Raw genomic sequence first — 20,325 nt, forward strand, 5'->3', positions numbered from 1 at the left:
GCGGATGCGTGTGCGCGTCACGGGGTTTGGTGTGGACGCGGTTCGGGCCGTTGCGATCGAGGAGATGGTCTCCCAAGTGACCGGCGTGCAGGCCGTGCAAGCGTATCCGCGTACCGCATCCGTGGTGGTCTGGTACATGCCCCAAGCCTGCGACGCCGCTGACGTGCTGTCGGCGATCGCCGAAGCCGAGCACATCCCCGCCGAATCGGTGCCCGCGCGGGCCCCGCACTCGGCTGATATTCCAAAGGCCGGTGTGCTGCGAAGAATTGCCAGCGGGATCGGATTGGCGCTGTTCGGCTTGCGCCGTGATGTGCAAGATCGTGCGACGGACGGCGAGAGTTGCGGCGGCTGCGGGTCCGGACCGGTCATCGGGAGTGAGTTGTCGCCGGACGAGCAGAGTCGGCGCGAACGGCGCAAGTGGTGGCGGCGGGTGTGGTTGGCCTTCCCGCTGGGGCTGGTAGCGATGGCTTCGACAATGTTCTTCGGCGCCTACCCTTGGGCGGGCTGGTTGGCGTTCGCCGCGACGGTGCCGGTGCAATTCGTCGCCGGGTGGCCGTTCCTCCAGGGGGCGGTCGAGCGGGCGCTGGAGTTGACCTCGAACATGGACACTCTGATCTCGCTGGGCACATTGACCGCGTTCCTCTACTCCACTTATCAGTTGTTTGCCGGTGGGCCTCTGTTCTTCGACACCTCGGCGCTGATCATCGCGTTCGTGGTGCTGGGCCGCTATTTCGAGGCCAGAGCCCAAGGCAAGGCGCGCGAGGCGATCAGCAAGCTGCTGGAGATCGGCGCCAAGGAAGCCACGCTGCTTGTGGACGGCGAGGAGCGCCGCGTGCCAGTCGATCAGGTCCGCGTCGGAGACCTGGTGCGCGTGCGGCCGGGGGAGAAGATCCCGGTCGACGGCGAGGTCATCGACGGGCGCGCCGCCGTCGATGAGTCGATGCTGACCGGCGAGTCCGTCCCGGTCGAGAAAACGGTGGGCGACCATGTTGCCGGCGCGACCGTCAACACCGATGGGCTACTGACGGTGCGCGCCACGGCGGTTGGGGCGGATACTGCGCTGGCGCAGATTGTGCGACTTGTCGAGCAGGCGCAGAGCGGCAAGGCCCCGGTCCAGCGGCTGGCCGACCGGGTCTCGTCCGTGTTCGTTCCGGCCGTCATTGTTGTTGCCGTCGCGACGTTTGCGGGGTGGACGCTGCTTGCCGGCAACCCGATCGGCGGCATGACCGCGGCGGTCGCGGTGCTGATCATCGCGTGCCCGTGTGCGCTGGGCCTGGCCACCCCCACGGCAATCATGGTCGGCACCGGCCGGGGCGCAGACCTGGGAATCCTGGTCAAGGGTGGCGAGGTGCTCGAAGCCTCGAAGAAGATCGACACGGTGGTGTTCGACAAGACCGGCACCCTCACCCGCGCCCAGATGCGGGTGACCGAGGTCGTTGCCGGCAAGCGGCGCAAGCCCGATCTGGTGCTGCGGATCGCCGCCGCAGTCGAATCGGGCTCCGAACACCCGATCGGTGCGGCGATCGTCGCCGAAGCGCATGAGCGGGGATTGGAGATCCCGGCCGCCGCTGCGTTCACCAACGTCGCCGGGCACGGGGTACGCGCCGAGATTGACGGCAGGCCGGTGGTGGTTGGGCGGCGCACGCTCATCAACGAGCACGATCTGGAGTTGCCCGACCATTTGGCTACCGCCGCCGCGGACCTCGAAGCGCAGGGCCGCACCGCGGTGTTCGTCGGCCGCGACGGACACGTGGTGGGTGTGCTAGCGGTGGCCGACACGGTCAAAGAAGACGCCGTCGATGTGGTCCGTCAACTGCATGCCATGGGTCTACGGGTCGCGATGATCACTGGAGACAACGCCCGCACCGCGGCCGCGATCGCTGCGCAGGTCGGCATTGACCAGGTGCTGGCCGAGGTGTTGCCGGAAGACAAGGTCACCGAGGTTCGCCGGCTGCAGGACGAGGGCAAGGTGGTCGCGATGGTCGGCGATGGCGTCAATGACGCCCCCGCGCTGGTGCAGGCCGACTTGGGCATTGCCATCGGCACCGGTACCGACGTGGCCATCGAGGCCTCCGACATCACCCTGATGTCTGAGCGGCTCGACGGTGTCGTGTCTGCGATCGGGCTCTCCCGGCAGACACTGCGCACCATCTATCAGAACCTCGGCTGGGCCTTTGGCTACAACACCGCCGCAATCCCACTCGCCGCGCTCGGCATGTTGAACCCGGTCGTGGCGGGTGCCGCGATGGGGTTCTCCTCGGTCAGCGTGGTAACCAACTCGCTGCGGCTCCGCCGCTTCGGTCGCGAGGCCCAGCTGGGCGTACGCAAATCAGTGGTCGCTCTGAAATGAGGAGCCACGAAATACCTTGCATCAGGGTTGCGCCACGCCGTATGCGATTTCGACGCGGTTCCGCTGGCCTGCAAGGCATTTGGCGGCTTACTCTGGGGCACGCGAGATTCGCGAACGATGCAGCCCTGAACGGCCGAATGGCACTCCACACTTGAGCGGATAAGGAAGTGGAGACGTACGTCGACCTCGCCCATGCTGAAGGCGCGAAAGGACTATCGGAAGCGGCTTTCGCACGCTCAAATCCGAAATAGCGTGGCGGAGAACAGGATAGACATGCCGATAGCCATCCCTGCCTGACTTAGGTTACCCAGTGACCTGAACAGGGACGGCTCATGCTGACGTTTGACGAAGTACCAGTAGGTCCAAAAAAGCGCCGCAACCGCGAAACCGACGGCAGCGAACCAGTTCACAGCGCTAAACCATACAGGCGATCCGCTGCCTGCCGGCATGGCCGTGCCGGCCATGCCCATGCCCGGCATAGACGACATAGCTGGCGGAGCGTTGTGCTGGGTGCTCGTTCGGGCCGGATACCACCGAGCGTTCATCATGGCGTACATCCAGCCCGTCGCCAGCATCATCAGAGTGTGATATCCGTACCTAACGCGCAAGGCGGTTGTTCGGGCCACAACGAAGGCCATCGTCACGAACGTCATGGCCGCGAGCAGGAAAAACACTGTAGGTCCGGTCGAAGGCAGCTGTGCGCCCGATGGCCAGGCCATCATCACCATTGCCAGTGCCATGACGAAATGCAGCCCGTGACTGACGACCCAGGTCCACGGTCGGCGTTTGCCGACGATCGCCAGCACGCATTCTGCGGCGGTCAGGACGAACAATCCGGTGACGACCCAACGAAGTACCAAGTCATGAATCATGCGATACCGAGCCGCTCCCGTCGACGTCAGAGAGGACGCCAGTGGTCATTTGTGTCGTCCGTGCTTGCCAGTCACGCGCGTGGCACGAGCACGCGCCAGGCTCGCCACTATCGACGTGGCGCCACCGCGTAGAGCATTGCGATCGCACGGCCAGTCGCCAATTGGCGCGCGGTCCAAGTCTTTTAGACGACGCACTCCGAGCCGCGCTACCGAGCCGTATAGTTTCACCGCCACGCGGGGGCTCCAGGCTAAGATCGCGCGCACCGTCGCCTATACAGGTCATAGCCATCGGTCATATGTGTCACCGTCAAACCCACCTTGGCCCTGAGGCTCTCGTCGTGCTTGCTGGGCATCGCGCCATCCTTCCCAAGCAAGAAAGTGCGCACGAAACTCGGGACTGTTAAGTTGCGCCGCGCAATACGCCGAGGCGTTGGCTAGGAAGGCGATAGTTTCTGCCTGTTCAGCCACCTGCTTGCGGAGTCGCACCAATTCCGCTCGCTCCTTGGGTAAAAGCGGTTCACCGCCACTGGGATCATCTAGCAACCTGCCAGCACTGTCGGCAGACATGCGCCACCGTTCATCGCGCACCCATGTGTGTAGCACGCTGTCATTCAGATTGAGCTCCCGGGCGACGTCGACGACACGCTCTTTTCCATCGATGACACGATGCGCGGCCGTAAACCTGTACTCAGGAGTAAACGATCGCCGAGTTCGTCGCATTGCGCCATCCCTCAAGGAACACAAGTCCTGTCATCGCCGGCCCAAACAACCACCTTGGGCGTACTATCTATGTACGCAGATAGTAGATATAGCACTGCGCGACTGGCAATACCGAGTTCGAGCCTTGTGCAAGCCCGCGATTTCGCGGTGATCGATCCGCGGCCGCTGCCGTGACGGATGTGGCCGAGGAGCTCTGGAGAAGCTGTGCGGTTCGCCCCTCCGATGAGTTCAGCACCACCGCTCATAGTCGCGATACCTGGACGCACTTCGCGCCGCGGGTGATACGAAACCCGAGCCCTCGTAGGAGCAGTGGTCTTGGCGCTGGCGTTGGCGAGTTCGGCCAACTCGCCAATCTTCATACCACCGTCCTTGACATTCCAGTGCGCTGGAAGGATAACACTGGGTGGTGTGCCACGGATCGGAGGTACTGGCGGTGAGCACAACGGTCGGTTCGGTACTCGAAACCTCGTGTGCTGCTTGCAAGTGCGCGATTGCTGACGCGATGACGGAACCCACGAACTCACCTGCAAGCCCCGACTTGACCGCGGCTTGCTTCCTCAACCCGATCCTCACGGGCGCGGCAATGGGATTTTCTGCGGTCAGCGTGGGTGCCAATTCGCTGCGCCTGATGAGCTTCGACGAGAGCCCAACGGCACGATGAGCGTCGCAGTCTGCCTGCTGCTGTACAGCTTCGCGGTCGCGACGCTCTCACCGTGGGTGTTGCCTCGCTTGACCCATGCGGGTACCGCCCCGCGGCTAGGGGTGGCTGCGTGGTTAATGGTGATGGTCAGCGTTGTCGCTTCGTGGCTGGCCGCGACTGCATTCCTCATCGTGTCCCTTGTGCGTTATTGGCATGAGCCAGGTCGACTCGCCACCGCATGTTTCGAGTCGCTGCGGCGGCTGGTCGACGGCGGCGCCGCGGTAGCGCTACAGGTGGCCTTGCTCGTGCTGGCCGCGACCGCGGTCAGCACACTGAGCACGCTGGGTTGGCGCTCGGGCAGGTCTCTGTGGCGGGCATGCGCGCAGAGCCGCCGGCACGCCGAAAGAGCTCGGGTGATCGGTCGGCGCATCGATGGAGTGGATGCCGTCGTGGTGGACGCTGCCGAACGGGCTGCGTACTGCGTGGCCGGCCGCCCTGACATCGTCGTCGTGACCAGCGCAGCGCTGGACTCACTCACCGATCGCAATCTGCAGGCTGTGCTGGCACACGAACGAGCCCATCTGGCTGGGCGCCACCACCATGTTCGGGCCTTCGTGCACGCCCTAGCGGTTGCCATCCCCGGGGTGTCCCTGTTCAGCACGGCCGATCGAGAGATCGCTCTGTTGCTGGAGATGGCCGCCGATGACGCCGCGGCCCGCAGGTGCGGTTCGCTGACGCTGTTGGACGCGCTGCTGGCGTTGTCCATGGATGCCCAGGCGCCGCAAGGTGCCTTCGGGGCCACCGGAACGGACGTGCTGGCCCGCGCCGAACGTCTGGCCGCACCGGCCGCCGCTCGAAATCGATGGAACAGCCGGCTGTTGCTTACCGCCGCAACCCTTCTCATCACTGGGGGGCCGCTGATTTTCGCCGTTCTCACTGCAGCCGGCGCCATGTGGTGCTACCCGATAGCCATCTAAAGGGGAACGCCGGCCGAGCACGCTTATCTACCTAATACCGAGTTGCGACACCAGATCGGGGACAACCGCGCATGTCGGAACGCCGCCTGCCGCGTCCCTCGGGCGACAGGGTCCGCCTCTGCGGCGCGATTACGAAAATTGATCCGACAAGCCCCCGCGCTCAGAGCTAAATCGTTCGTACGGCAACGTGATCAGTTCTCACCATCTGTGGACCAGCTGACTTGGTTGCACGCCCATGTGAGGACCCTCCCGCCGCCGAGCCTGGTTATGGCGTCGTTTTCTGCCATGCTGCGCGTAGGGCCGACTCCGCCCGCGGAAGCCGAGCCGTCGTTAGCGAGAGCGCCGCAGCGGGTGAACCAACTGAGCACTTCGCAATTGGCGACGCCGCACTTATCCATTGCGGCGTTCTCTGCTTGTGATCGAGTGCGCCACCGCCATGCTTTGCCGACTGCGCCGTTCGGCGCATAGGCGATCGCGCCATAGCGAATGCCTAGAGCGAAAGGCCGGAGAGGCAGATCGGTGGTGGAACTGTTGTCTGGCTCGGCGCCGGCGGGCGGATTCAGCATGACGGTCATCGCGGCGGTTACCGCCAGGCTCGCGACGGAAAGCACGGTTCGGCGTTGGAGTTTGGCTTTCATTCCGTCACCCCTTTTTCTGGGCTGCAGTCCTGTGGGTTGGATTGGTCGAGACGAGATCGCTGCGGCGGGTTGCGCTGGAGGCCAAATGATTGGCAGCGGTGCGGCGAAAGACCCGGCCTCGAAATGGATGGGGTTGGTGTTTGGGTCGAACCGGGGGAGCGAGAGTGCCGACGAGAGCTAATGCTGCCCAGGGGAGTTCGCCGATCCCGAGACGGTGTGTGGCACCGAATGTCGATCTGGTGGCGAGATTGCCGGGGGAATTCCGGCGCCGACGATGGTGTCCATCTCGAGAGGGAACACCGCAACCGAGTCGATCGCGAGCAGGCCCCCTCATAACAGTAGGGGCGCCCACCGCGGCGGGCGCGCAAAGGCACTGAGTGTCGGGCACCATGAGCAGCGGTACGAACGATGCCGCCGCGAGCATCATGCCGATGAACGGACTACGCCCTGAGTTCCGGCGAGCGACGAACCAGCGGGTGACGCGCAAGCGTCCGGTGACGGCTACTAGAATCGACGTCGCGAATAGTGGTGCCATGAGCCATGTTTGGGACGTTAGCGCCAGCCCTAGGCCCAGGTTGCCGCTGGTGGATTCGCCGATCCGGGCGCCGGGTTGCAGCTCACCGCGGACCGGGCTCAGCTCCGCCATGTGCGTGGCGGGACGGTCTTTCATGCGGCCGCCGGAGTTGAAACCATCATGGTGGTCCAAAAGTCCCGGTCGGGCGGGCGGTTCCGCGATGCACAGCACGGGGATTGGCCCAGTCTGACGCCGACAGTGAAGAGACACCGGCGGCGGGCCGCCGCTACGCGGGTTGCGGGTGTTTAGTGTGTGGATCGGGTGGACACGATGATCAAGGGATGCAACGCCAGTCATGGGTATTGTCGCTTCGGTGCCGGGCCGCGAATCAGAGCAGCAGCCGTTGACAAAGGATCAGCGATCACCGGCCGTCGTGGCAGGACACAACGACCTGACGCTGACCAGTTAGCGACGAGACAAGCAGAACCGCGTCAACAGATCTTGACCGGTAAGCGCAATGCCCGGTGTGACAGGCGGGCCCCGCCCGGCCGAAAAAATAAGCGGCGCCATCCATCCCGTGACGGCGACCACCGCCACGGCTACACCCAGCACGGCCAACTCGGTCGCTGAGCGCACCGGTACCGCCGTCGCCACCTGCTGCGGACAACCGTGTGGTGCACCGTCGCCAAGCGAGGCGTCCTCACCGTGGACAACTAACCGTTGACCCGTCGACGCCAACACCGAGTCCGGCGCATGAGCCCCATATGACTCAGCCTGGTGCAATCCACACAGGCCAAAAGCGAGCGCCCACACCACCGCCGCGGCGATCCCCGTGCCAACGATCAAGCGTCGCCGCGGTGATGTTCCAGCGCCCGCGGGGCTCACCGTGGCGAGACTCCGACTTCACTGTTGCGTGCAATGGTCTGCACGGCCGCTAAACAACACGCAGCTCTTGAGCCGCGACCAACACCTCACCGACCGACTTACCCAAATCGATGCGAGCGTCGCAGACGAGCGGGAAACACCCCACGATCCGACGATAGACCATATCCCTTATACCCTCAAGGGGTATGAGGTAGTCGATTTCGAGCAGTTCGGATGAGTCAACGAGCCGAGAGGGAATGCAGCATGGTCGGTGTGACCAGCATCGGAAGGCCGGCGTTAGCCGCTTAGCATCTGGACTTGGGGCCGGATGTTGACCCACCAGCCAACATCCGGCGTTCTCAACGAAGGGCCCATACCCCCGCGTGCGTCGCACTGACCGATCACAGTCGTAAGCGGTCCATACGTGGCGCCGCGGGCGATGATCGCGACCACCGATCCATTGCGCTGGCTGGGCCCAGGAGCGCCACCGGCCCAGACGCCGCCACCTCGATGACGGTCAGCGGATCACAAATGTCGACGTTGGGCTCCCGCATTAGCGACCACGCCACACTTGCCAATTTGCTGACCTACTAAGTACTATAGTAGACAGTATATGTCCGCTCCACCGGGAGGGGCCAAGACCTCGCCAAGGGGAGCGATGGGATGGCCAAAAGAATGGAACCCCTGCCATGTTCGCCGGCATCACTAGCCACGCCGGCGCCCTGGTTACCGCCACTGTGGTGCTAGCCGGCACCGCAATTGTGGGCGCCGGCACAGTAGCGGCCGACCCCGACCAGGACGACCAGTTTCTGGCGCTGCTCGTTAAAAAAGAGATCCCCGCCCGCCGGAACGTGCCAAGCCTCATCGCCACTGCCCACAAGGTTTGTCGCAAACTCGATGGCGGCATGCCGGTGAACGACGTAGTGGACTTGATGAGGAACACTGCGTTCAACGTGGACCCGCCCGAGCGCCAATATCCCCCCGAGCGGCTCACGCGTACCCTCACCCGATTCATCACTGCGGCCGTGGAAGCCTACTGCCCGTACAACCAACAAAAGATAGCTTCCATCACGGCTATGGCTAGTCCCGCGCCAGGATCGAATCAACCGACGCACCTGGTCGCCGCGTCCACACACAACACGGTCAACTCAGCAAGCGATCCGCGCGAGCCGCCGCGCTTTTACATGATCGACACTTCGGCGGCGCGGCAGGAACCGACGGGCACCGGCGTGGTGCGGCTGCCACACTTGATCGACGGTGCCACCTTCGTGTTGGGCCGCTCCGGGAACGACCGATCGGACCGTGGCGCGCCGGGCACAATGCTCACCTCGCTGACCGGAGCGGTTCCCGAGGGAGATTCCGACTTACCGAACCCGCCGCAGATTCCGCCACCACCGCCGCCGACGGCGCACAACCTGATACCACCCCGGCCAATCGCGGCACCGCCGCCACCACAACGACCGCCGCCACCACCGCAAGAGCTGCCGCCACCACCGCAACAGGTGGAGCCTCCTGCTGCGGCTCCTCAGCCGGGAGGCACTGCCGGCGGTGGCGGTGGTGGTAACGGCGGTGGAGGCATCGACGGGGGCGGCGGTGGTGGCAACGGCGGCGGCGGTCCGGTGCAGTCGGCGCCGGCGCCCCATATGCCGCCGGGCTTTGTCAGGCTCGCACCATGAGACAGCAATGGCGCCGTCGGCCGCCACCAAAGCCTTCCGCTGGTCGCTTCACGACGATCGGATCGTCCGTGGCAAGCCGCGCGGCCATCCTCCCGCTACGAGCGGGGCAGCTTCGCCACCGGGCACAAAACCGTTCGCTGGGGTGAAGTTCGGCCGCGTAGCCGCGAGCAAGGATGGGTGATCGGAGTGAAAGCAGGTTCCGTTCGACCTTGCGCATAGAGCCTTGGCAGCTCTTAGGATTCGCAATCTCACAGTCAGGACGCTGTTGATGTGGATCTCCTCAACTCTGACAAGACGTCGGAAGGACCAATATGACTGGCTATCAGGATGGGCAATCTCTTGGCGAAGACCGCTTTGCGCGCTAGCTGACACAATGTCGAGCTTTGATAAGCAAGGCCGGTCACAGTCACTCGATCTCGGCGCGGTTAACGCATTCGGGTCTGCATAGTCATGCGGGAACCACTGCGTGGATAATGTGGATTATCCATGATTTGGGGCCTTGAAACCGTTCTCGGACAACCTGATTCAGTAAAAGTGGTGCGGTCCGGGGGGACGCCCCGTCGGCTTCTGCACTGAAGTGCCGACCTTCTCGTCGCTGTCACGTGACGCAATGGTGTTCAAGCTGTCCGGCCGCGCCGATCGATGATCAGAGCTTGCTGAAGCGACCCAGATGCAGCGCCTGACGAAATGACACGAATATGAGACGAAGCGCAGATGACACGACGTGAGACAACCTGCATCGCAGCAGTTTGATGGCTCGCGATATGACGCAGGATTTGAGAACCGACAGCGGCGGCTGCGGGTCCTCAGCTTCGGAGTCGCATTCTTGGTTGAGATGTCATGTATGACACGTAGCTGAGACGCTGATGTCTAACTGCTCCGCTGGGTCTAACGGACCCCAACGGTTAGTCTGATGCGTCCGCCTCCCGACGAAAGATATTGCACAACAGCATTAATCGCGATTCGCACTCTTAAGTGCTGCCCATTGTCGCTCCCTTATTCCGACACAATGGATCCGGATTGGCGACAAGAGTCGGAGGGCCATACTTCTGATCGCCGCTAAGCGTCTTCGCCTGGTGAACGACGAAGCCGTCCTGATCGGCGGCGTACCCAACGCCGGCGAAATCCTCAGGTGGAGGCGCGTAAAGCCCCGCCTTGCCGTGGCCGGCGTTCACCTTCGTCGGCGCGCGCCCCTGCCGAATCGATTGATAACGACGATATCCGTGTGAGGGCGTGAAACACGCTGTACCACAGCAGGAGTAGCGTTGTGAAGCCATCATTGGACGTATCGTCCGTTACCGCGCCGCCAGGCTTTCGCAGCCCCATGTGGTGGCAGTGGCAAGCGTGATTATCGACCGCTGCGATGTCACAGTGACGGAAGTGGTCATCGTTGGGGACGGCTGGGTTGCCATGATTTCTTCATCGAGCCGCGACACGTAGGGCGCTGGACCTCACGAGCCCCCGGGCCGCCAATTGCCGCTGTGACCTCATAACCGAGAGCGGGTTAGCATCCGACAAACGCATCGGGTAGCACAGCGTTCGTTTCGGACAGCGTTCTGAACGGCTGCGAAGCCTCTACATCTCAGAAAGGCCAGATCATGACGCAAAAACTGCGACCTCATTTCGAAGACGTGCAGGCGCATTACGACCTGTCCGACGACTTCTTCCGGCTCTTCCTGGACCCGACCCAGACCTACAGCTGCGCCTACTTCGAGCGTGAGGACATGACGCTGGAGGAGGCGCAGCTGGCCAAGATCGACCTGGCGCTGGGCAAGCTGGGCCTGCAGCCGGGTATGACACTGCTCGACGTCGGCTGCGGCTGGGGTGCCACCATGCGCCGGGCGATCGAGAAATACGACGTGAACGTCGTCGGCCTGACCCTGTCCAAAAACCAGCTCGCCCACGTGCAGCAGACGTTCGACGAGATGGACACCCAGCGCAGCCGCCGGGTGCTGCTGCACGGCTGGGAGGAGTGGGACGAGCCTGTCGACCGGATCGTGTCGATCGGCGCGTTCGAGCACTTCGGCCACGAACGCTACGACGACTTCTTCAAGATGGCCCACGACGTGCTGCCCGACGACGGTGTGATGCTGCTGCACACCATCACCGCCTTGACCGGGCCGCAGATCGTGGAGCGCGGCATGCCGCTGACGTTCGAGCTGGCCCGTTTCATCAAGTTCATGGTCACCGAGATCTTCCCGGGCGGGCGGCTGCCATCGATCGAGATGGTCGAGGAGCGCTCGGCTAATGCCGGTTTCACCCTGACGCGGCGCCAGTCGCTGCAGCCGCACTACGCCCGCACGCTCGATTTGTGGGCGGCGGCGCTGCAGGCCAACAAGGCCAAGGCCATCGAGATCCAGTCCGAGGAGGTCTACGAGCGCTACATGCGTTACTTGACCGGCTGCGCCAACGGATTCCGGGTCGGCTACATCGACGTCAACCAATTCACCCTGGCAAAGTAGCCTCCGGGAGGTGTGGGTAGCTCGTCTCGGGGCGTCGCCGCAGAACAAAATTGCAGGTAGCCGAGGTGGCGTATATGGTCAGCGGCTATGACACACGGCAACAGTGAACTCAAGCCGAATGTCGACCACGTCCAGTCGCACTACGACCGGTCCAACGAATTCTTTCGGCTTTGGCTAGACCCGACGATGACCTACAGCTGCGCGTACTTCGAGCGCGACAACATGACGCTGGAAGAGGCGCAGCGCGCGAAAATCGACCTGGCGCTGGGCAAGCTGGGCCTGCAGCCCGGGATGACGCTGCTCGACATCGGTTGCGGTTGGGGCTCGACCATGCGGCGCGCAGTCGAAAAATACGACGTCAATGTCATAGGGCTGACATTGAGCGAAAACCAGTTGGCGCACTGCCGGCAAAAGTTCGACGAAATGGACAGCCCGCGCCACAAAGAGGTGCGGCTGCACGGCTGGGAGGAGTTCGACGAGCCGGTGGACCGCATTGTGTCCGTCGGCGCGTTCGAGCACTTCGCCGACGGCATCGGCACTTACGAGCGCTACGACGACTTCTTCAAGATGTGTTACAGCGTCCTGCCTGACGACGGCGTCATGCTGCTGCACACCATCGTGTTGCCCAGCGCCGAAGAAGCCGAGCAGCTCGGGCTGAAGAGGACGATGTCGCTGATGCGGTTCATCAGCTTCATCCGCAAAGAGATCTACCCCGGCGGCCGGTTGCCGATGATTTCGGTTGTCGACAAATACGCCGCCGAAGCCGGCTTCCATATCAGCCGCCTCCATCGGATCGGGTCGAACTACGTGCGGACTTTGGACACGTGGGCCAAGGGTCTGGAAGCGCACAAGGACCAGGCGATCGAGCTCAAGGGCGAGCAGATGTACGAGACGTTCATGAAATATCTGACCGGCTGCCGCGAGCTGTTTCGGGATGGCTACACCGACGTCTGCCAGTTCACCATGGAAAAACGGGCCGCTTAGCCCGCTACCGGTCCCATCTTTTCAGAAAGCCAACCATACCGTACCGGTCTCAGGCGGGACAGGATCTACTCACTCGCGCTTGCCTGCAAAAAGGACAGACCGTGTTGCCCGTTCTCATTGAGTCTAAGGCAACTTCGGTTCTGCGAGTCGGCTCGGATCGGCCGGAGGGACTAGATAATGCCCTAGGTGGATCATCGCGGTGGCGGCGATGACGTGTGGCCGCAATTCTCTCTCCGTCCGGTCGGCACGTAGCTCACTACAAGGTCGAAGCGGCGCTGCGCGAAAGCTCGATGACCTCAACGATTGCGGTGCAGCTTTTTCATGCAATATCTGCACCGAGTGATCTCAGATCCCGCTGGGCATCGGCGAAATCGTCGCGCTGTCTAACGGCAGCGACTCCTTCTTTGCATCCGTTGCGACCTTGACCGAATTATTCGTCACCCACGCGGCGCCGGTCGAAGACGTATCACCGCCACCGTTGCCGCATCCCGAGGCCGGCGTCGGAGCCGACAAGGCGTCAACACCGACAGCGGCCAAGCGGCCCAACGCTTTCCGCCTGGAAACAGCACTACCGAACCCATTGACTGGTCTGGTCGGCATGATGCCTTCGGCTTAACATCAATGGACCCACTATGTCCAACGGGAACATCTTCTGCTGCGCAAAACCATCACATCCGTCGCTGGCAATTGCTGATTGTTAGCGTCTCCCTTGGGGGACCGCAACGGAGTCGATTAATCGATGAAGCCAACGCATCGTCCCGGTCGTCGCCTCACCGTCCGCGCCGATACGTTTGGGTGAGATCCTCTAGCGCAGCACATTGACCCGTTCGCATGGATCAACGAAGGAGACATCATGCCCGGAATCGCTGAAATGGCCCTATCCGGCGCCCCGATCGCCGGTGGGGCCCTGCTCGGGATGGCAGCGGGAAGCCTCCGGCTACCCGACCTTCGCGGCAACATCAAAGCCGACCTGGAACTAGTCTCATTACTGCCAGCCGAGGACACCGAACGGCGTACGCAACTACAGCGAACCATCGATATGCGCATCGATGACCCGGTCGCTGGACTCGACCGCAACCGTGAAATCAGGGATGCAGTCACGTCCTACCACGGCAATTGGCGTGACATCGTTGTGTTCGCCTGCACCGTGTTGTTCACCGTCGTCTGGTGGAACATCGATCACACCCGAAGCAATTGGTTGATCACATTCGTCTTGCTCGTCATCCTGTCAACCCTGGCTGCCATTTACGCGGTACGTGGCCTAGCCCGAGGAATTTCCACCTACCGCCACCTACACGGCAAGCGCAGAAGCGGACAGCGCGCCCAATAGACGGCAAACGCCAACACAGCGGCCTACTGGCTTCATCTTCGATCCGCGGCAACAGCCCAAGTCAAGCGGGAGCGGTCATTCTCAACAAATCCGTCCGCCTTGGACCGCCCATGTCTCAGCGTCACTCGAACCGATCCAACCGTTTTCACGGACCCGCCGGCCCCGACCGCGGCGCCGGCGGCCCGGTGTTCGTCGCACCCGCTAGCGACCCGAATCCGCTGGCCGCGGCGATCGTTGAGGGCGCACGCTCGGTGGGAATCCCTAGCTACCCAAGCAACAACAGCGCCATGATGGTGGCTGGCGGCGGCGCATCTCTGATCGATCTCCGAGTACGCAATGGATTCCGGCAGTCGATGTTTCGCAGCTATGTGCGCCCGCGTCTCCGCCCGTCAAATCTGACCATTCTCACCGGCGCGACGGTGACGCGGCTGATTTCCGAGGCAAACCGGGTCACCGCCGTAGAGTTTTCGTGCCGCGGGACGAATCACAGCGTTGCCGCGACGAGCGAGGTGGTCGTTTCGCTGGGCGCGATCAACACGCCAAAAGTATTGATGCAGTCGGGCATCGGCGACGCTGACGAGCTGCGCCAGTTCGGCATACCGCTCGTGTCGCATCTACCGGGCGTCGGACACAACTACCAAGACCATCCGCGTATCGACTGCGTATGGGAGTATCGCCAGCCGCTTGAGCCGCGCAACAACGGGGGAGAAGCGATGGTGCTCTGGAAGAGTGATGCACTCATGGAAGCGCCCGACCTACAGATATGCGTCGCGGAGTTGCCGTTGTCCAGTGCGGAAAACGCCGCCGTCTATGGACTACCGGAGCACGGTTGGACCGCGTGTGCTGGCGTGCTCCGACCGAAGAGCCGCGGCCGGGTCCGCCTAACCGGTCCCAATCCGGCCCACCCGGTCGCGATCGAGGACAACAGGCTGGCGCACGACGAGGACTTCAAGGCCGCCCTCGCCGCCGTCGAGCTGTGCCGCGAAATCGGCAACTCGGCCCCGGTGGAACGCTTCAACAAGCGTGAGGTTATGCCCGGCAACCTCGCCGGCCAGCAACTCGAGCGGTTCATCCGCGACGGGGCTGAAACCTTCTGGCATCAATCCGGCACGGCGAAAATGGGGCGAGACACTATGTCGGTGGTGGACGGAAGCCTCAAAGTTTATGGGGTGGAAGGCCTTCGGATCGCCCACGGGTCCATCATGCCGCGCATAACCACCGGCAACACCATGGCTCCCTGCGTAGTAATCGGTGAGTGTGCCGGCGACCTTCTCAAAGCCGAGTACGGGTTATGACGCTCAGGCTGGACGAGCACCTGCCAGGTGTCTGTGCTGATACCGCCGTCGCTGATCATTCGTTGACCATGGACGACGACATCCCCAAACTGATGAGCCGATACCAGCAGCTGTACCCAGCGCAGGACTGATGCGCATCGATCTGACCGGCGGGTAGCTGGGCCGACCGATGTGAGACTATTGCCGACAATGGACAATTGCGTTTATGAGAATAGGCATATCCGAAGCTACCCGGCATGGATGCTTCCCATAACGCGGCCGCATCTCGCGAGTGTTGACGGCTTTCGCGGCCGGCGTGCGTCCGAGGCCAGGACATGAGACCGCTGCCGCAGCTCACGCCGTGGAATCAGTGGTTCTGGGCATCCGGCCGGGACGGCAATCTGCGCATCCAGCGCTGCACCGAGTGCCATACGTACGTGCACCCACCCGTACCGATTTGTCCGTCGTGCCGGGCGACATCGGCTGCACCCGCCGTGGTTTCCGGTCGTGCGACGGTGGTGGGCTACACGGTCAATGAGCACCCATGGCTCCCCGGATTCGAACCGCCCTACGTCGTCGCGGTGGTCGCACTCGACGAGTGCGCCGAAGTGCGCCTGACAACGAATATCGTCGGCTGCTCACCCGAGGAGGTGCACGTCGGCCAGTGCGTCTCCGTGCGATTCGAAAACATTGACGACGTGTGGGTTCCGCTGTTCGAACCAACCGGCGCCACCGATGAGCGGGACCTACTGGGACCGCCCACCACTCCCGTCCCGCGTCAGCCTGTAGCCAGAGAGCGGTTTGAGCATCGATCCGTGATATCGGGCATCGGACGGTCTGCGATCGGCCGCCGACTGATGGTCGATCCGTTGTCGCTCACGGTGGATGCATGTTTGGCCGCGGTTACCGATGCCGGTTTGGAACTGTCTGATATTGACGGTCTTTCGACGTACCCGGGACCCGTGGGCATGGGCATGAGCGAAGGCGGGATCGCCGCCGTCGAGGAGGCTCTGCGTATACGTCCGACATGGATCAACGGCGGCATGGATCTACCCGGTCAGGGCGGCGCGATCATAGCCGCGATGATGGCGGTGGCTGCGGGCCTTTGTAGACACGTCCTTTGCTTCCGGACGGTGTGGGAATCGACGTTCGCCGCGCTTCGGCTGCACGGGGGCGGCGGACGGGTATCGGGGCCACAGCAATGGTCGTTGCCGTTTGGCGCGGCCTCGGCGGCCAATTGGATCGGCGTGAATGCCAACCAGTATCTGCACCGTTACGGTGCCGATCGAGAACTCTTCGGCATGATCGCCGTGAACGCGCGGCGCAATGCCGCGCTCAATCCGTCGGCCATCTACCGGGACCCGATGACGATGGACGACTACCTCGCCGCGCGGCCCATCACGTCCCCATTCGGCCTGTACGACTGCGACGTTCCCTGCGACGGTTCGATCGCGGTCGTGGTCTCTGACGCCTCGGCCGCCGACGACTTGCCGCGTCCGGCCATACGCTGTGAGGCCGTCGGAACGCAAGTGGCCGAACGTATATCGTGGGACCAAGGCACCTTGACCCACGAGCCCCAGGTCATTGGCCAGGCCGCCCATTTGTGGAGTCGCACCGACCTGCGACCGAGGGACGTCGATCTTGCGCTGCTCTATGACGGATTCACCTTCAACTGCGTGTCGTGGCTCGAGGCCCTGGGCTTCTGCGGCTTCGGCGAGACCCAGGGCTGGTTGGACGGCGGCAGACGCATCGCGCTGGATGGCGAACTGCCGCTCAACACCCACGGCGGCCAGTTGTCCGAGGGACGGCTACACGGATTCGGTTTCGTCTACGAGGCGGTGCTGCAATTGCGCCATCATGCCGGGAGCCGTCAGGTTGAGAACGCACGCACCGCCGTCGTCAGCACCGGTGGGGGAGTTCCGTCTGGGGTGATGCTGTTGCAACGCGCGACGTGACGTCGCAACACTATTCGAAGGCGATGACGCCGCGAATGTTCTTGCCGGCGCGGAGATCTTTCATGGCCTCGTTGATATCGTCGAGCTTGTACTTCTGCGTGACCAACTCGTCGAGCTTGATCAAACCCGCCTCGTACATCGCCAGGAGTTTCGGCATGGCCTCGCGCGGGTTCAGCTCGCCGTAGAGCACGCCTTTGAACGTCTTGCACGAACTGACCATGTCAGTGAGGACGATCGGCACCATCAGGTCGGTGATCTTCGGCATCCCGGTCAACACACAGGTCCCGCCCTTGCGCAACAACATCATCGCCGTCAATATCATGTCGGCGGGCACGACCCCGGGCGTGAGAACGACCCGGTCGGCCATCACGCCCCAGGTGATTTCCTTGACCAGTTCCAGCGCGGCGCCGATGTCGGCAGCGACGTGGGTGGCGCCGAACGTCGGCGCCACCTCACGTTTGAACTCGTTGGGGTCGACGGCGACGATGTGCTTGGCGCCGGCGACTTTCGCGCCCTGCACGGCGTTCATGCCGATTCCCCCGACGCCGACCACGACGACGGTGTCGCCGGCTTGGGTGCCCGCCGCGACCGACCCCGACCCGAATCCCGTTGTCACACCGCAGGACACCAGTGAGGCTGCCTCCAACGGGATCCAGTCGTGGACTTTGACCAGTGAGCGCTCCGACGCCACCACGTATTCGGAGAAGGTGCCGACCTGCATCATCGCCATGAGGTCTTCGTCGCCGAGGTGGCGCCGCCGGGTGCCGTCGGTGGTCATCGCCTTGCTGTAGATGTCGGCGCCCACGTCGCACAGGTAGGTGTAGCCGCTGGCACACCATCGGCAGTTGCCGCAGGCGGGCAAGAACGAGATGGCCACGTGGTCACCGGGTTTCAGTGTCTTTACCCCGGCTCCGACCGCTTCGACGACACCGGAGCCCTCGTGTCCGCCGAGCATGGGAAACCATTCGGGCACCGGAAGGCCGGACGCCCGCATCATTTCTGCCATCTCCGCGGTCGGCACACTGTCGCCGGTATAGAAGTGTTCGTCGGAGTGACAAATCCCGGCATAGGCCATCTTGACCAGCACTTCGCCCGCGTGCGGCGGATCAAGTTCGACTTCGGTGACTTCCCAGTCGACCCCGACACCGCGCAGGACTGCTGCTTTGGACTTCATCGCGTCTCTTTCATTAGGAGGGTAGCCGGCCGGCCGACAGTCTTTGGCTCAGACTCGGAGAGCTTGCCGTCGATGAGCATCCGCGATTCGTGGTTCACCATTGCCGGAGTTCCTTCACTGCTTCGGAGGCGCGCGGAGCCAATGTCAGGGAGGGGATGAAACTGCTATTGCCGCAACGGATGACGGAATGGACGACCTCGGTCAGATGATCGGCGTCGACGAGACCGCCCAGCATGTACTTGTTTTCCATCCAGAACTTGATGGCCGCTTCGAGAGCGTCGGGGTCCCAGCTTTTGTTGAACTCGGTCTGTGCGTCGCCGGCGCCGCCGAGGCTGTCGCCCACGGCGAGGCGGGTGAAGCCGATCTCCGGATGTTCGATGCGCCAGGCCTCGACGAGCTTGTCCAACGCCCCCTTGGTAACCGCGTAGGACCCGAGCAGCGGCCACGGGGTCGTGTAGGACGCACTCAGCGACGACAGGTACACGGCCGAGCCCGCAGCCGCCGCCAAATATGGGGCAGCGGCGGCGGTGACGAGCGAGGCGCCGGTGACATTGGTGGCGAACAACTGCGCCCATTGTTCGGCGGTCACCTCGCGCAGTGGTGCCAGCACACCCATGCCGGTCGTGTACACCAGGGCGTCGAGGCCGCCGAGCGCGCCGACCACCTCGGACATCGCCTGCCGGCAACTGTCAGTCACGGTGACGTCGCAGGCGACGGCGACCGCACCGTTGCCGGCGTCCCTGGCGGCGTCGACCAGCCGGTCGTAGCGGCGCGCCAGCAGCGCGACGTGGGCGCCCCGGTGGGCGAGCCCGGTGCCGATGCATCGACCCAGACCGGCGGAGGCACCGACGACGGCGACCCGAAGCGGAAGCTGCCCCTTGTCAGACATTGTCAGACATCGAGTTTGGCGCTGACGGAGCCGAGCGTCGCGCCCATTGGCAGGAGGATCACGCCAGGCGAAACATCGGCGTACTCGTTCGCGACCCTGCCCTCGAACAGGTTCGGCGGCTCCACCAGATGGTCGTCGACGCTCACCAAGATCATGTGTTCGGGCAGCATGGGTCTCCTTGCGCACAGGTTACGAGCGAGGTTATCAGGTTGTAGAGGAACTATATTCAATTACGAAAATGTACATTTCCACAGCGGCGGCGTCAGGCCAGGGCATGAACAGGATGATCACCGCCGCAATGTTTTTCGGGGCTCGGCGGCGAAGGAGAGCAGGAGTCGATCGAGGATCTTGGCGGCCCGACGCCGAGCCCTGGTGGGATTTGCGGCATGCGCCACGAGAAGTGCGGCTTCCTCGAGGGCTGCCACCAGCATGTGGGTCAGTTCCCCGACCGGTTGGTCGTCGATGACGCCCGCCGCGATCGCTTCACGGACCACCTCGTTGATGAGGGCGATGCTGTTGCCCTCCTGGATTTCCCGAAGAGTTTGCCAGCCCAGCACCACCGGCCCGTCGACGAGTATCACCCTCTGGACGGCGGGCTCGGTGGCCGCTTCGAGAAATCCGTGCAGACCGCTCGTGAGCCGCTCCCATGGGTCCGTGCCGGGCGGGGGAGCGGCGATGGACCGAAGTGTGAGGTCGTTCTCGACATCTTCGAAGACGGCGCGAAACAGCTCGGCCTTGTCCTTGAAGTGGTGGTAGAAGGCCCCGCGCGTGCCGACGCCCGACTTGGCCACCAGGTCACCGATGCTCGTGTTGAAGAACCCGTGTTCCACGAACAGTTCCCGGCCCGCCTCGATCAACTCGCGACGGGTCTGCTCGCCACGCGCGCGTCGATCGTCGTCCGCCCCACCGCGCTGCGCCATGCCGACGATCGTAGCAACATTCAGCTTGAATGTTGAGCGCTAGGTAGTGGCGGCGTCAGCGCGCGACACCGCAGCACGGTTCGGAC

General features: G+C 63.4%; 17 protein-coding genes and 1 pseudogene. 10 read left to right on the plus strand and 8 right to left on the minus strand.

Going from position 1 to position 20,325, the window contains the following annotated elements; translation table 11 throughout:
* The first annotated feature begins 4 nt into the window (after positions 1-4).
* Complete coding sequence (locus AC0KS4_RS07080) at positions 5-2,350, plus strand: copper-translocating P-type ATPase (protein WP_238958019.1); 2,346 nt, start codon at positions 5-7, stop codon at positions 2,348-2,350.
* Between the two features lie 236 nt (positions 2,351-2,586).
* Here AC0KS4_RS07080 and AC0KS4_RS07085 read toward each other — a convergent pair whose 3' ends face one another.
* Both AC0KS4_RS07085 and AC0KS4_RS07090 read right to left on the minus strand, forming a co-directional pair.
* Positions 2,587-3,222, minus strand: coding sequence for a DUF5134 domain-containing protein (locus AC0KS4_RS07085; RefSeq protein WP_238957661.1), 636 nt, complete (start codon positions 3,220-3,222; stop codon positions 2,587-2,589).
* 279 nt (positions 3,223-3,501) lie between these two features.
* Positions 3,502-3,942, minus strand: a complete 441-nt coding sequence (locus tag AC0KS4_RS07090) for a transposase (RefSeq protein WP_225327029.1) — start codon at positions 3,940-3,942, stop codon at positions 3,502-3,504.
* A 433-nt stretch (positions 3,943-4,375) separates the two neighbouring features.
* Between AC0KS4_RS07090 and AC0KS4_RS07095 the strand changes: the two genes are divergently transcribed.
* Both AC0KS4_RS07095 and AC0KS4_RS07100 read left to right on the plus strand, forming a co-directional pair.
* Complete coding sequence (locus AC0KS4_RS07095; RefSeq protein ID WP_238957663.1) at positions 4,376-4,603, plus strand: hypothetical protein; 228 nt, start codon at positions 4,376-4,378, stop codon at positions 4,601-4,603.
* Entirely contained in the window at positions 4,600-5,559 is a 960-nt protein-coding gene (locus AC0KS4_RS07100; RefSeq protein WP_225327028.1) for a M56 family metallopeptidase, read from the plus strand. The genes AC0KS4_RS07095 and AC0KS4_RS07100 overlap by 4 nt, the downstream gene beginning before the upstream one ends.
* Before the next feature lie 191 nt (positions 5,560-5,750).
* On the opposite strand, the gene AC0KS4_RS07105 is transcribed toward AC0KS4_RS07100, so the two are convergent.
* Together AC0KS4_RS07105 and lpqS are read right to left on the minus strand one after the other, a co-directional pair.
* Complete coding sequence (locus tag AC0KS4_RS07105) at positions 5,751-6,197, minus strand: DUF4189 domain-containing protein (protein ID WP_238957665.1); 447 nt, start codon at positions 6,195-6,197, stop codon at positions 5,751-5,753.
* Between the two features lie 979 nt (positions 6,198-7,176).
* Positions 7,177-7,596, minus strand: coding sequence for a putative copper homeostasis (lipo)protein LpqS (gene lpqS / locus AC0KS4_RS07110; RefSeq protein ID WP_472408506.1), 420 nt, complete (start codon positions 7,594-7,596; stop codon positions 7,177-7,179).
* Positions 7,597-8,264: 668 nt separating this feature from the next.
* Between lpqS and AC0KS4_RS07115 the strand changes: the two genes are divergently transcribed.
* The 7 genes and pseudogenes from AC0KS4_RS07115 to AC0KS4_RS07145 all read left to right on the plus strand — a co-directional run bounded on the left by AC0KS4_RS07115 (position 8,265) and on the right by AC0KS4_RS07145 (position 17,256).
* On the plus strand, positions 8,265-9,251 hold the full coding sequence (locus AC0KS4_RS07115) for a DUF732 domain-containing protein (RefSeq protein WP_238957667.1): 987 nt from the start codon (positions 8,265-8,267) through the stop codon (positions 9,249-9,251).
* Positions 9,252-10,849: 1,598 nt separating this feature from the next.
* Positions 10,850-11,713, plus strand: a complete 864-nt coding sequence (mmaA2, locus tag AC0KS4_RS07120) for a cyclopropane mycolic acid synthase MmaA2 (RefSeq protein ID WP_225327025.1) — start codon at positions 10,850-10,852, stop codon at positions 11,711-11,713.
* Positions 11,714-11,800: 87 nt separating this feature from the next.
* Positions 11,801-12,697, plus strand: a complete 897-nt coding sequence (locus AC0KS4_RS07125) for a cyclopropane mycolic acid synthase family methyltransferase (protein ID WP_225327024.1) — start codon at positions 11,801-11,803, stop codon at positions 12,695-12,697.
* Between the two features lie 853 nt (positions 12,698-13,550).
* A complete protein-coding gene (locus AC0KS4_RS07130) occupies positions 13,551-14,027 on the plus strand; it encodes a hypothetical protein (protein ID WP_238957669.1) in 477 nt (158 codons plus the stop codon).
* 131 nt (positions 14,028-14,158) lie between these two features.
* A pseudogene (locus tag AC0KS4_RS07135) lies at positions 14,159-15,322 on the plus strand (GMC family oxidoreductase); the annotation flags it as partial.
* Positions 15,319-15,453, plus strand: a complete 135-nt coding sequence (locus AC0KS4_RS07140) for a hypothetical protein (RefSeq protein WP_275254661.1) — start codon at positions 15,319-15,321, stop codon at positions 15,451-15,453. The pseudogene AC0KS4_RS07135 and the gene AC0KS4_RS07140, both read left to right, overlap by 4 nt.
* Before the next feature lie 183 nt (positions 15,454-15,636).
* Positions 15,637-17,256 (plus strand): thiolase C-terminal domain-containing protein, encoded by a 1,620-nt coding sequence (locus AC0KS4_RS07145; protein ID WP_238957670.1) that lies wholly within the window; start codon positions 15,637-15,639, stop codon positions 17,254-17,256.
* Between the two features lie 10 nt (positions 17,257-17,266).
* Here AC0KS4_RS07145 and AC0KS4_RS07150 read toward each other — a convergent pair whose 3' ends face one another.
* The 4 genes from AC0KS4_RS07150 to AC0KS4_RS07165 all read right to left on the minus strand — a co-directional run bounded on the left by AC0KS4_RS07150 (position 17,267) and on the right by AC0KS4_RS07165 (position 20,239).
* The gene (locus AC0KS4_RS07150) at positions 17,267-18,430 is read right to left on the minus strand and encodes an NDMA-dependent alcohol dehydrogenase (protein WP_225327021.1); all 1,164 of its coding nucleotides are present in this window, start codon (positions 18,428-18,430) and stop codon (positions 17,267-17,269) included.
* Positions 18,431-18,524: 94 nt separating this feature from the next.
* Complete coding sequence (locus AC0KS4_RS07155) at positions 18,525-19,319, minus strand: SDR family oxidoreductase (RefSeq protein ID WP_225327020.1); 795 nt, start codon at positions 19,317-19,319, stop codon at positions 18,525-18,527.
* A 2-nt stretch (positions 19,320-19,321) separates the two neighbouring features.
* Positions 19,322-19,489: a hypothetical protein gene (locus AC0KS4_RS07160; protein ID WP_225327019.1), complete on the minus strand. Its 168-nt coding sequence runs from the start codon at positions 19,487-19,489 to the stop codon at positions 19,322-19,324.
* A 117-nt stretch (positions 19,490-19,606) separates the two neighbouring features.
* A complete protein-coding gene (locus AC0KS4_RS07165; protein ID WP_225327018.1) occupies positions 19,607-20,239 on the minus strand; it encodes a TetR/AcrR family transcriptional regulator in 633 nt (210 codons plus the stop codon).
* Between the last annotated feature and the right edge of the window lie 86 nt (positions 20,240-20,325).

The sequence above is a fragment of the Mycobacterium sp. NTMscope_MAC_12 genome, from assembly GCF_976985675.1.